At 49.7% G+C, this 12,940-nt stretch carries 11 protein-coding genes; 4 read left to right on the forward strand and 7 right to left on the reverse strand.

What is annotated here, in order from left to right; genetic code table 11:
* The first annotated feature begins 525 nt into the window (after window positions 1-525).
* Window positions 526-1,089, forward strand: a complete 564-nt coding sequence (locus tag ACCI49_RS11780; RefSeq protein ID WP_371839175.1) for a DUF2799 domain-containing protein — start codon at window positions 526-528, stop codon at window positions 1,087-1,089.
* Window positions 1,090-1,121: 32 nt separating this feature from the next.
* Here the strand turns inward: ACCI49_RS11780 and ACCI49_RS11785 are convergent, their stop codons facing one another.
* Both ACCI49_RS11785 and arfB read right to left on the reverse strand, forming a co-directional pair.
* Window positions 1,122-1,700 carry an HD domain-containing protein gene (locus ACCI49_RS11785; protein ID WP_371839176.1) on the reverse strand — a complete coding sequence of 193 codons (579 nt, stop codon included), beginning with the start codon at window positions 1,698-1,700 and terminating at the stop codon, window positions 1,122-1,124.
* 286 nt (window positions 1,701-1,986) lie between these two features.
* Window positions 1,987-2,400 (reverse strand): alternative ribosome rescue aminoacyl-tRNA hydrolase ArfB, encoded by a 414-nt coding sequence (arfB, locus tag ACCI49_RS11790; protein WP_371839219.1) that lies wholly within the window; start codon window positions 2,398-2,400, stop codon window positions 1,987-1,989.
* A gap of 441 nt (window positions 2,401-2,841) precedes the next feature.
* Between arfB and ACCI49_RS11795 the strand changes: the two genes are divergently transcribed.
* From ACCI49_RS11795 to ACCI49_RS11805, 3 genes are all read left to right on the forward strand, one after another.
* On the forward strand, window positions 2,842-5,205 hold the full coding sequence (locus ACCI49_RS11795) for an autotransporter outer membrane beta-barrel domain-containing protein (protein ID WP_371839178.1): 2,364 nt from the start codon (window positions 2,842-2,844) through the stop codon (window positions 5,203-5,205).
* A 146-nt stretch (window positions 5,206-5,351) separates the two neighbouring features.
* On the forward strand, window positions 5,352-5,885 hold the full coding sequence (locus ACCI49_RS11800) for a GNAT family N-acetyltransferase (RefSeq protein WP_371839180.1): 534 nt from the start codon (window positions 5,352-5,354) through the stop codon (window positions 5,883-5,885).
* A 183-nt stretch (window positions 5,886-6,068) separates the two neighbouring features.
* A complete protein-coding gene (locus tag ACCI49_RS11805; protein ID WP_371839182.1) occupies window positions 6,069-6,359 on the forward strand; it encodes a DUF1540 domain-containing protein in 291 nt (96 codons plus the stop codon).
* A gap of 446 nt (window positions 6,360-6,805) precedes the next feature.
* Here the strand turns inward: ACCI49_RS11805 and ACCI49_RS11810 are convergent, their stop codons facing one another.
* The 5 genes from ACCI49_RS11810 to ACCI49_RS11830 form a co-directional block, all read right to left on the reverse strand.
* Window positions 6,806-8,521 (reverse strand): AMP-binding protein, encoded by a 1,716-nt coding sequence (locus tag ACCI49_RS11810; protein WP_371839184.1) that lies wholly within the window; start codon window positions 8,519-8,521, stop codon window positions 6,806-6,808.
* Between the two features lie 1,119 nt (window positions 8,522-9,640).
* The gene (gene lipA, locus ACCI49_RS11815) at window positions 9,641-10,624 is read right to left on the reverse strand and encodes a lipoyl synthase (protein ID WP_371839186.1); all 984 of its coding nucleotides are present in this window, start codon (window positions 10,622-10,624) and stop codon (window positions 9,641-9,643) included.
* Window positions 10,617-11,318: a lipoyl(octanoyl) transferase LipB gene (lipB, locus tag ACCI49_RS11820; RefSeq protein WP_371839188.1), complete on the reverse strand. Its 702-nt coding sequence runs from the start codon at window positions 11,316-11,318 to the stop codon at window positions 10,617-10,619. Before lipB ends, lipA begins: the two co-directional genes overlap by 8 nt.
* The gene (locus tag ACCI49_RS11825; RefSeq protein WP_371839190.1) at window positions 11,318-11,599 is read right to left on the reverse strand and encodes a YbeD family protein; all 282 of its coding nucleotides are present in this window, start codon (window positions 11,597-11,599) and stop codon (window positions 11,318-11,320) included. The genes lipB and ACCI49_RS11825 overlap by 1 nt, the downstream gene beginning before the upstream one ends.
* 178 nt (window positions 11,600-11,777) lie before the next feature.
* Entirely contained in the window at window positions 11,778-12,923 is a 1,146-nt protein-coding gene (locus ACCI49_RS11830) for a D-alanyl-D-alanine carboxypeptidase family protein (protein ID WP_371839192.1), read from the reverse strand.
* Between the last annotated feature and the right edge of the window lie 17 nt (window positions 12,924-12,940).

Genomic DNA, 12,940 nt, shown 5'->3' on the forward strand with positions numbered 1-12,940 from the left:
CCGATTACGAGCTTACAGGGATATATTCACAACGCGTCTCGAGTGCAGTGTATTCTTTCCTTCTGACCCAATAGTAAGTCGCCTATCCACAGGCACATCGACTGGTCGAAAAATTGATAAGAGAAGAAAATGAAGGTTTGAATATCGCTGATCTCCAACTCACATCCCACCAATTCCAGGCTCCAGAAGCTTCAGCAGGTAGGTGGTGGCACTTCGCCTCACCTTCCAGTCAGATTCAACTATTCCCGATACAGAGTATTAAGCCAACAGAAATTCAACAAGTAAGACATACCCTCCCTTTTGTTTTCATCCTCATAGCATGTAGATAAGCCGATGGACGGGCTCACCAAGAATATGCATCCACAGCTCCATTCATGATGACGTATTCGCCTAATCATCTTCAGCCTGCAGTCAGCTTTTCCTGAATAAGCTCTCCTTATAACCAGATAACAGGAAGCAACTGTGAAGTTAACAAATGGAATCCTCCTCACCGCCCTTTCACTTCTATTCATGGGGTGTGCCACTATGAGTGAAGATGAATGCCAAATGGCCGACTGGCAGGCGGTAGGGTATGAAGATGGAGCCGCAGGTAAGGGCCTTGGCTATATGGGCCGCCGTCGCGAAGCTTGTGCAAAATACGGCATCCAACTCAATACCAATGCCTACCGTAGCGGGCGTGATGAAGGGCTCGAGCTCTTTTGTACCGAACTACGCGGCTTCGCCGAAGGGCGCTCCGGCGAAAACTACAATGGAGTATGCCCGGCAGACTTGGAGGGGTTGTTTCTACGCGGTTATGGCGCTGGCAGGGATATCTTCATGGCCAGAAGTGCAGTGAACGCAATAGCAACGGCGATTCACGACCTGGAACTGGAGCGTGATCACCTCCTCGACGACATGACAGAAATGAGCGCCCAGTTAGTGCAGGACGAAACCAGTCGGGATGAGAGAATCGCGCTGCTGGCGGATATTGCACGCCTGAAAATACGACACACCGAACTGGAAATTGAGATTGGTGGCCTGATGTTCTCCCTGACCCAACGTGAGGCGGAATACCAGGCTATTCTCGACAGATCACCCTATCACCAGTAAAGCAGTGAAGTTCGTAAAATAATGACATCGATTTATTTGAGGATGCCTTTATCCACTGCACTGCTGAGCTTTTTTTCTATCACACACCATAAATCGGCGCTGCCGTCAGCAATACGGTGATTTAGGGAGAATACCTGCTCTTTGCTAATGTTGTACTCTCGCCAAGTGTGCCCCTCACTATGAAGGTTTTGGATTAGAGGTGGTACCCGATCAATTGCACGGGCAAATCGGGAGTCTGCTGTTTCACCAGCTTCAAACTCCCGCCACAATAGCAGGTATTCATTCCCCTGCCCCTCAGGCAGCTTGTCCAGCAAACGCTTAACTCCCTCCTCCTCAGCCGACTTTAACTCAGCAGTTTCCGCCGCATACACAATAGTATCCCCGGTATCTATTTCACCCAGATCATGGATCAGCAACATCTTGATTACGCGATTAATATCGATAGATTCATTGGCATAGTCTTTCAACATCAATGCAGCCAGGCACACATGCCAGCTGTGTTCAGCTGAGTTTTCCCTGCGACTCAGTCCTACGGGCCTGGTTTTGCGTAAAATATTTTTTAATTTTTCTGTCTCCACCAGAAATTCAAGTATGTTTTCAATTTCCCCCATAAAAACACCTTTTTTTCTTTCATGTTCAAACAGTTAATTTACCCTATTACGCACAGTAGGCGAATATAGATTGAATGAGTTAATATTCGCCCGAAAGGCTACTTTAAACCCATAGCGACCCGGATATAGACAGCTCTGATGAGAAAAAAATTCCACCAAAAGAATGCTTGGCCGTATTTGTATTCAAAACTGGCACAAGCGCAAACTCCGCTCGTTCTTCAAAACTTCAAGGCTCGAGAGAAAATCAAAGCCATAACCATTCAGTAAAACTGTTTATTCGAAATAACTACTCTTTAATTTTTCCGCGCATCGCCTTTACCTGAGAGCGCCGGCTTTTAGTTTGCAAGCGCCTCTCTTTTGCTCCACGACTCGGCTTGGTGGGTATCCGCTGTTTCGGAACCACAGTAGCTTTTTGAATTAGCTCCTGCAAACGCTCCAGAGCATCCGTACGATTTTTTTCTTGGGTACGAAAACTCTGGGCCTTGATCACCAGAATTCCATCGGAAGAAATCCGTCTATCCCTCAATTGCAGTAATCGCTGCTTGATATTTTCCGGTAACGAGGACTCATGGATATTAAAGCGCAGATGGATAGCACTGGAAACCTTGTTTACATTTTGGCCTCCGGCCCCTTGGGAGCGCACCGCACTAAATTGAACTTCATCCAGGGAAATCTGGATTCTTTTCCGAGTACTCAAGATATCCCTCTCAAATTCATAAAACAAATAACAAACGGTAGCCTCTTGAAACTTCTCAAGAGTTTAAAGTAACTCTCTCAATCAAGCGAAAAAAAATAAACATACGCTACCGATGCACCTGGCAACCAGTCTGAAAATACGATGCGAGCCCCACCACTAGCTGAGGATATTAAGGGTTACTACACATTTACTTAAAAACAATCATTCAGTACCATTGCGCCACTTTTGTAGAACGTCTCTCAAGACCATTCCATTTCTGAAGTAACCAAGCAGCCAGCCTCTTTGCTCGTGACTTATTTTATTGTCCCGGTCAAATCCGCTAGTATTGCCCAGCTTCCTTGAGGTACAGGAACAAAGAACAATAAAGGCACACATCCAGTTGTTTCCTCTGGGCTCCTCCCGATGTACTCCCGGGTGTGTGATTACCGCGACTAGGAGAAAACCATGCCCAACGTCAAGCGCAGCCTCGCCGCCGCTATTGCACTTGCGACCATGACCAGCACCTCTGTATTAGCAGAGGAATCAGCGTTCACCCAGGTTATTGCTTTTGGTGACAGCCTGACCGACGTAGGTAACTACGATGCATTTACCAATGGTGGTGATGCCAACGATATTGCTATCAATATCCTTTCTCAAAATCTGGGACTGGGATCCATGACTGCTTCCTGCTCTGGAATGCAATCTCCTTACTGCCTACCAAATGTTGATCAATCACTGAGCCCTACAGAGCTTAAAGACTCAGTTTCAATGCAGGTTGTCAGTGGTACCCAAAATGCTGGAAATGTCTGGGCTGTAGGTGGCCACAAAGCTGCTGATGTATTGATGAATATTATTGGCACCGAAAGCTACACAGCTTTCCTGGAAGCAAATGGCTTGCAAGATAGCCCAGCCCGGCACAACCTCCTCAGCGCGTTGATGCCCCATGTCGGAACTGATGGTCTTCCAGCCTACCCAGATTCTCAGCTTTTAGGCCAACTACAACTAAAACAGGAAGAAGCTGCGCAACTGGCAGCAAAAGCAAAAGCTGCACAACTACAAGGTGATTTGGCCACCGCAGCTGAACTAGGTGAGCAAGCCAAAACTGCCGAAAACGAAGCTAAGCAAGCATTGCAAGCGATTATTGCCTCTACTGGTACCTCTGGAAACCCACACCCAATGGGAAGGGGTTACCTTGAGACAACCTTGGGGCATGCCGATGCCAACGCCCTCTATTGGATAAATGGCGGCGGCAACGACCTACTTAGCGGTTTTAAAAGTGTCGCTGACGGCGAGATGAGCAGGGACGAAGCTACCGTTGAAATCGGTATTGCCTCCACTATGCTGGCAACCGCAGCCGGTGCCCTGTCCGGCGCAGGAGCCAACTATATTCTGGTATCCAATGTACCGGATATAAGCAAAACCCCTGCTGTTTACGCCAAAGCTTATGAAAAGGTAAATACTGAGTTGTCTAAAGCTGTAGCCGCAGGCGCAATGACTCAGGATGAGGCTGACGCTTTACTGCCAAGCGAAGTTGATAAAATACTTCTAGAAGCCAGCGGTGCTTCTGAAGCTTTTAACGCCAGCCTGTTGGCTCAGGCCAAAGATATCGAAGGCGTGTTGATGGTAGACCAAGCCGGCCTACTCAAAGTAGCACTGGAAAACGCCGGCCAGCTGGGCCTGTCTGCTGAGTTCGACCAGGGCCAGTATTGTTACGATGGCAGCGGCGGTGAATGTATTGAGCACGAAGTTTACGGCAAAAATGGATCTGCTCCAGATGCTTCCAAGCTTATTTTCAACGACACCGTGCACCCCACCCAGGTTGGTCAGCAGGTACTCGCCGACTACTATACCGCCATTGTTAACGCAGCCCAGGTTGCCGGCCAGCTGCCGGATATTGGTGCCCAGGCAGCCCGTACCCACACCAACAGCCTGGATGAAAACCTGGCAGGTGTACGTTACAGCCAAGCCCAGACTGGCGTGTTTGTGGGCAGTGTCTTCGGTGACATCGACTACGATAACGGTTTTGCCGCCGATATGAGCGGAGATAGCGATGCCAGCCTGATCGGCATGACTTATGCTCTGCGTGACAATCTCGAGCTGGGCTTGGCGATTAGCCGCTCCGATATCGACGTGGACAATGCCCGCGCCGATATCGAGTCTACCTCTACCAACTACAGCCTGTATGGTCGTTTCCACCACGATATTTTCTTTGTAGAAGGTAGCGCGACTCTGACGGATGTGGACTTCGATCAGGTAAATCGTGCCCTGGTCCTCGGCAACAGCTTCTCATCCGAACTGGAAGGGGATACTTCTGGAGAAAATACCACCCTGAGCCTGACTGCCGGTGCCAACCTATTTAGTTACTCCACCTTCCAATTTGGTCCCTTCATTGGCGTGACCAAAGCCACCATGGACGTGGATGGCTATACCGAGGACGATATAGAAGGCTTCACTTATACCGACTCAGTTGGCAATGAGTATGATCCACTCGGTATGAACTATGGTGACCAGGAGCGTCGTTACACCACCATGCGTTTCGGTGCCTTTGCTAACAAGAGCTGGAATACCGTTAACACCTACGCCCAGATCTGGTACGAAGACACCCGTGGCAACGACGAAGACACCCTCGAAGTCGGTGTTAAGTCGATGACGGGTAATATGAACGCGATGCCCAGCTACTCTAGTGTGGACCAGGGATTATTCGACGACGGCATGGGCCTGATCGCCGGTATTCGCTGGCAAGCAGCGGAATCTATCGCCCTGAGCGCGAATGTGACCTCCCGCCCAACTGCAGAGTCCGCATCCGTCAATGTAACCTACCGCTTCTAACCCGGCGCTAGCGCTTCGCTCGTCCCCCCTTTTTAAGCGGGGGACACCCCTTTATCTCCCCCCTTTACACTTCAACGCGACCACTCGCAAAGTAATCCCCTGGCAGGCAAAATAAATGCCTGATAAAAAAACTGTATGGGCCCAATATGTTCCAGTTAAATACGCCCAACCTGGTTCTGTGTGAATTCAACGAAAATGATGCAGAGCTGACTCTCAAGCTGCTGAACGATACAGACTTTTTGCGAAATATTGGCGATCGTGCTGTGCGCAACCTGGAACAGGCGCGCAAATATATCCAGGATGGCCCCCTAACCATGTACCGTGAGCACAATTTCGGCCTGTATAAAGTGAAGCTTAAAAACGGCACAGGAATCGGAACCTGTGGCCTGATCAAACGTGAAGGTCTCGACGATGTAGATATCGGCTTCGCTTTCCTTCCAGAGCACCGAGGCAAAGGCTACGCACTGGAGGCCTCCCGGGCGATTATGCGCCACGCCTACAAAACATTGGGCTTGGAGCGCATTGTTGCTATCACCCTGCCCAACAATACGCCCTCAGTGAAGCTCCTGGAAAGAATCGGATTAAGGGCCGAAGGGAAAGTCATACTACCTGGCGAGCATAAAGAATTGCTACTGATGGCCTGGGAAGCCAAGACTAACTGTAGTTTCGAAATTGAATAAAAAAAGGTTGGCTAGACTAATAAGTTATTATCTGTCCTGTGCCGGACGCTGTTTCCAGCACAACTTCCCACTAGTCTTGAAAGATATTTACACTTTCCAACACCTTACAAACACTGTGGTTTTTACGTTGACATGCTACAGGGCTGGGCTAGTCTCCTTTTTACCAACCAGGAGAAGACAGCCATGATTATCGCGACAGATATGCCTGAAGTCAGCAGATGTGCCGCTACCCAGTGTGCCTATAATGCCAACGACGGCTGCCATGCCAGAGCTATTACAATCGGTGAAGGAGCAAATCCAGATTGCGATACTTTCTTCACTAATTCGAAACACACTCGCAGCTCTCGCACTGCAGGTGTAGGCGCCTGTAAAATGGAAGATTGCAAGTTCAATGACGACTTCGAGTGCTCCGCCGAAAGCATTGAAGTGGGCCACTCGGGAACCACTAACAATTGCCTCAGTTACATGCATTAATATCAGTGTGATGACTCTCAGTTATTTAGGAGCGTCTGACGAGTTCCGTGATGTTAGAAGTCGCAACGCGGAGTGGGAATTGCTCCGAAAGCCCCGCTCGGCGGGGCTTTAAGCCCGCAGCTGATGTATTGCAGCTCTTATACTACTTGGGTCAGAAGGAAAGAATACACTGCACTCGAGACTCGCTGTGAATACATCCCTGTAAGCTCGTAATCGGCATCCATGCCTCATACGGTCCCGAGCGCAGTGTATTCTTTCCCTCCCCCTTTTTAGTAAGAGGCAAAAGCCATTCGTTGCGAACTGCGCCTAACATCTGTAGCCTCCAAGGCCCTGCAGAAATATTATGAAGTTATTCAGAGGCTCTTTAAATATCATACAAACCAGTAAAAGTTCGACAACGATAAGTTGCCGCGCTATTCAAATTGGCCCTGAACCTCTCACATAATTCAGTTGACCGCTTGAAGGTCGGCTACCTCTTTTTGTGCACTATCGCTGTCCCGAGGCTCCCATACAACCCCTTGAATATCAGCAAACTGCTTAAATAAAAGCTGGTAATGAGACTCCAGAACCTTGCGCTTGATCTTCAGAGTTGGAGTGAGGAACTCATTTAATGGTGTCCACTCCTCCCTACAGACAAAGATAGTCTTAATGCGTTCATGGTGAGGCAACCGTTCATTTACCGTCTCCAACACACGCTGTAATTGCTCGCTGACTTCGACGCGGGGCATTTTCTCAGCGCTCTCAGAGAGGGTTGCGAGCATAACCGGCTGGTCCATACCATGACCTAACACGCACAGTTGCGCCAGCAGAGTTTCGTTCCCAAAATATCCCTCAAGACGACTGGGCTGGATAAATTTTCCTTTGCTGGTTTTAAATGTTTCGGAGATTCGCCCGGTAATATGCAGCAAGCCATCCTGATCAATAAAACCGGAGTCCCCAGTATGATAATAACCATCACGAATCACTTCCGCTGTTTTCTCGGGCTCCAGGTAGTAGCCCTTCATAAGTGAGCCACTCTTGAATAATATCTCGCCCTCCTCGGAGATCTTTAATTCACAACCGTGGTAAGTCTTGCCTACCGTACCCGGCACCGGGTCCTCTCCGGGCAATACGAAGCAACCGTAGATAAAGTTTTCTGTCATACCGTAACCATCGGCAATCTGCATACCCATCCGTTCATACCAGCGCAGTAACTCTATGGAAATGGGCGATGCGCCGGTTACCAGCATACGCGCCTCATCCAGGCCCAGGCCCGCGCGCACCTTATTTTTTAACCAGCTGTTTAAGCCCGGAATACGCAGTAATACATTCTGTAGCGCGGGCGGAATTTTTTCGTCTATACCCTCTTTGAACTTAGTCCACAGCCTGGGTACTGAAAAGAACATAGTAGGACGGGTACGCTGTAAATCTTCAAGAAAAGTATCCAGGGATTCCGGGAAGTGTACCGGCGTACCCGAGTAGAGACAGTGGAACTCCACAAGGATTCTCTCAGCAGCATGGGCCAGCGGTAAGTAGGACAGAACACGATCGGAGTCGTTAAATCCATAACCCCGGATCATATTTGGTACAACAAAGATCACCGAAGACCAAGTATGCATAACGCCTTTCGGATTACCAGTGGTACCGGAGGTATACATTATCGTGAAAAGGTCATCTTCATCGAATACCGGACTCTCCGCATAACGCTCACTGGAGTTTATGATCGCCTCCAGCTCTTGATCACAGCGGATCTCACAGCGCTGGATTGCCACGCTCGGCAATGAATCCGCCACCTCCTGCAATGCCGTATTGTTATCCGTAGCGCCACAGAACAGGACTTTTGATTCAGAGTGTTGCAAAACGTAGGACATGGAAGATGCAGATTGCCCGGGATATAGGGGAACACTGACCATCCCGGCGAGCATGATACCCACATCGACAATAATCCAGTCGGCACAGTTTTTTGCATGAAGAGCGATACGATCTCCGGGCTCAAATTGATTGCGCAGGTAACCGGCAACCCTACGGGCCCTGTCCATCACCTCACGCCACGTATACTCTCGCCACTGACGCTGTTGCATCTGGCGGAGAAATACTGTTTCTGGCTCTTCGGCCTCTCTCTTATAGAGAAGCTCCAAAGGCTGGAGGCCTTTCACCTTTTCGTATCGCTCTTCCGGGGTCATCGCTTTCCTCACTCATTATTGTGTTTATTGTGATCTGGTACGTCCTGGCGCCCATCACAACCTGTATCCAGGTACCACACAGAGTTCAGTGAGCTGCGCCCGAAGTATTTGCCGCTTAAAACTAAATTACCACTTCAGTCTGCCATGATGAGACCTTTCTAGGGGAGTATGGCAGTTGTGGCTATAAGAAAAGTAATACCTTCTTATCCTTATTGTTATCCTAAAGTTACTGAAGATTAGCTTAGAGCGCAATAATTGCTAAGTATCTAAGGTCTACCCTAGCAAAAACATTGATTGACTAAATAGTCAATTTTTTTAATTCAGCGGATTTACTATATTTTAAAAACTTTTAACTTCCACCACTATCGACCCACAATATTATTTCACCGCAAACACTCTTTTCCAGCGACAATATCAGCTGCAATTTTTCTGAGCACCCTTTGGATATATCTTGTAGTATTAAAATTTCTTGATGCAGCAATAACAAATCCACAATCAAAATCGACTTTTTATAATTCCGCCATTAACCCCCGAGAAAAACATAGGCGATGGCCTTTAATCTGAGCCTCTTGTGACCCAGCCCCCACAAAGCCAACTTTAAATTAAATCCTTTACTTATTGCTGCAATAACAATTATGGATATTTCTATAACGAGTTCAGTTAGCAAGAAGCTCAGAAACTAGCGACTTTAACTATTACATCAAGAAAACCAGTGTCTCCCTAAGCACACCGATTACTTACTACGAGGTGACTCCAGTCAAATTCAGGGATACTAATACAATAAGCTAATCATTACCTATGCTGGAGATGGTATTACTCTACAGTTTGTTCCAAGCGTGATACTTGTAGGAGTCGCTATAAACGGGCGCTAAATAAGTAAACTCTCTTGTAGCAACCTGGCATACAAGAAACTTAAAAAGAGGGAAGGGGAATGGATAAGGCCAACCCGATCCACTACTTAATACAAAAATAACAAGGCCAATGCCTGCTAATAGAAAGCCGATCTGCACCGAATTATGTAGATCAGTAAATAGAGAACAGAATTGGCGGGCTTAGGAAAGGACTATAAAAATAAGGGTGCACCTGAGCACCCTTATAAATACCAGATATAGATCGAGACTAGCCTACCTTTTCACCATGCGCCTGCTTATCAGCATGGTAAGAAGATCGCACGAGCGGGCCGCAAGCGGCGTGTTTGAAGCCAATTTGCTCGGCATAGCGGCGATACTCTTCAAACTCGTCCGGATGTACATAGCGCTGTACAGGCAAATGCTCCTTGCTTGGCTGTAGATACTGGCCGATGGTGAGCATATCGATATCGTGCTCACGCATATCATCCATTACCTGAAAGATTTCTTCCTTTGTCTCACCGAGGCCCACCATCAAACCGGATTTGGTCAATACATCTGGTCGACGTTTCTTGTATTCCTGCAACAGCTTCAGGGACCACTTATAGTTGGCGCCAGGGCGAGACTCCCGGTACAAGCGCGGCACAGTTTCCAGATTGTGATTAAACACATCCGGCGCTTCCTTCCCGAGGATATCCAGCGCCACCTCCATGCGACCACGGAAATCCGGGGTGAGAATTTCTACTTGGAGGTTCGGCGAAAGCTGACGGGACTCACGGATACATTCGGCAAAATGCTCGGCGCCACCGTCGCGCAAATCATCGCGATCTACCGAAGTGATCACTACATAACGCAAGCTCATGGCCGCGATGGCTTCAGCCAGACTCCTGGGCTCTTCGGGGTCTAGGGGGTTGGGTTTACCGTGGCCCACATCACAGAATGGGCAGCGGCGCGTACAGATTTCCCCCATGATCATAAAGGTCGCGGTACCACCACTAAAGCACTCCCCCAGGTTGGGGCAGCTGGCCTCTTCACAGACTGTGGAGAGCTTTTGCGAACGCAGAATGCTCTTGATACGGTCCACTTCTTTGGAAGCGGGGACTTTTACACGAATCCAGTCTGGCTTGCGTAACAGCGTATCACTGGCAATCACCTTGACTGGGATACGTTCGACCTTATCACCATCGCGCAATTTCTCTCCCTGCTGGAGGCGGCGGGTGCGTTTTACCGGTACCAGTTCGGGTTTGTCAGCCATTACTCAATTCCTGCTGTTCCGCGCTCAGTTGCGCCAAAGTGTGTTCTTCTAACGGCTGCCACTCTGCCGGGGACAGCTTGAGGGCGCGCAGTAATTCGCATACAAATTTTTCTGCCACCTGATTCCAGGTAGGTACCTGCGGCAGTAACTCAGACATCTGCACCATCTGCATTCCGGCATAACCGCAGGGGTTAATACGGAGGAATGGCGCCAGATCCATATCAATGTTGATGGCAATACCGTGGAAACTGCAGCCGCGACGTACTCGCAGGCCAATGGAGGCGATTTTGTTACCCTTGCGCGGACCTTCAGTCAAATAAACCCCCGGCGCGTCGGCACGGGGCGCCGCTGCTATACCAGAGGTTTCCAGGGTTGCTACCGTAGCGCTCTCAAGCGCTGTCACCAGATCCCTTACGCCGATCTTCGCACGGCGTAAATCCAGCAGCGGATAAACCACCAGTTGGCCGGGACCGTGGTATGTAACCTGGCCACCTCGATCCACCTGCACCACCGGAATATCACCGGTATTCAGGAGGTGTTCCGCTTTTCCAGCCTGACCTTGGGTGAAAACCGGTTGATGCTCCACGCACCAGACTTCATCCACACTTTTTTCACTACGGGAATCGGTATAGCGAGACATAGCACGCCAGACAGCCTCGTAATCCCGTCGGGCAAGGTTGCGAACAACAGTCATCAAAGCACCATATGAACCGCAGGATGCTCTTTGAGCTCCTCAAACAGGGCCCTGAGTTGATCCTCACCGGTTGCCAGGATAAAGAAAGTCATGGAAGTGAATCTCCCAGTACTGCTATCGCGCAGGGTAATGCGGTCTTCATCCAACCCTGGGACGTGGCGACGCATCACATCCAGTACAAACTCATGCGCCTCGCCATTGGCGTCACGCACGACCTTGACCATATAGTCTTCGCAAGGGAACTCGATTTTCGGGGGTTGCTGATTGGGATCTTGACTCATACCACTCTCCGGGGCCCGGCTGTCAGATAATGAGGAAAGCTTAGGCGCAGCCGGGCGGCGATTATACAGTGGCTGGTGAACAGTGGACAGGAAATGACGGCGGAAGTGGTCAGAGATTTTGGGGGGCTGGCCAGGGGCGGCCTGAAAACCACCCCTGGGGTTCTGGGCTTGATAACTGCTAGTTGAAAAAGCCCATCACAAAGCGCTTGATGGAATCCCAAATACGCTTGAAGAAGCCCGCACGCTCTACCTCTTCAGCGGCAACCGCCTTTACATCGGCGACAGTCTGACCATCCAGGGTCACCACAACCTTACCCACCGGTTGGCCCTTTTCAATCGGAGCCTCTAACTCACCATCAACAATTAGATCGGCTTTGATGCCCTCCTCTCCACCACGAGGGATGGTAACGAAGATATCTTTCTCTACCGCGATGCCGACACTCGGCTCCTTACCACCCCAAACGCGCTCGGTCTGCAGGACTTCACCCTGACCATAAACTTTGTGGGTCTGATAGTAGCGGAAACCGTAAGCCAGTAATTTTTGGGTCTCAGAAGCGCGTTTCTCATCGCTATCGGTACCCACAACGATGGCAATCAAGCGCATACCCCGCTTCATCGCAGAAGCCACCAGGCAATAGCCGGCTTCCTCGGTGTGGCCAGTCTTGATGCCATCCACCGCCGAGTCGCGCCACAGTAAGCGGTTGCGGTTGGGCTGGTTAATGCCGGAGTAGCTGAAGTACTTCTCGGAGTAGATATCGTAGTGCTCCGGGTGATCCATAATCAGCGCTCGAGCCAGGATACCGAGGTCGCGAGCGGAGGTCAGATGTCCTTCTGCCGGCCAGCCAGTGGCATTCACGAAGTGTGTGTTTTCCATGCCAAGCAGTTCCGCCTGCTGGTTCATCACTTCAGCAAACACTTCCTCGCTACCGGAAACGTGCTCGGCCAGGGCAATACTGGCATCGTTTCCGGATTGGATAATCACGCCACGCATCAGGTCGATAACCGGTACCTGGTCACCAACCTTGACAAACATCTTAGAACCGCCCTTACGCCAGGCCTTCTCGGAGATGCGTACCTTATCCTCTTCTTTAACACTGCCCTTCAGAATCTCTTCCGAAACAATATAGGCAGTCATCATTTTGGTCAGGCTGGCAGGGGGCACCTGCTTATCCGCTTCGTGCTCCACCAGCACCTGGCCGGTGTTTGCATCCAGTAATAAGTAGGAGGCAGCCGCCAGTTGGGGCGGGGCCGGAATGAGTGACTGCGCCTGGGCCAGGCCCGCACAAACTAACAGGAAAGAGCAGGCGATAATCCGTGTGATCATAGGTGAGTGTCTCATTA

It is taken from the genome of Microbulbifer epialgicus (assembly GCF_041447265.1).
In the GTDB taxonomy this organism is placed as follows: Bacteria; Pseudomonadota; Gammaproteobacteria; order Pseudomonadales; family Cellvibrionaceae; genus Microbulbifer; species Microbulbifer epialgicus.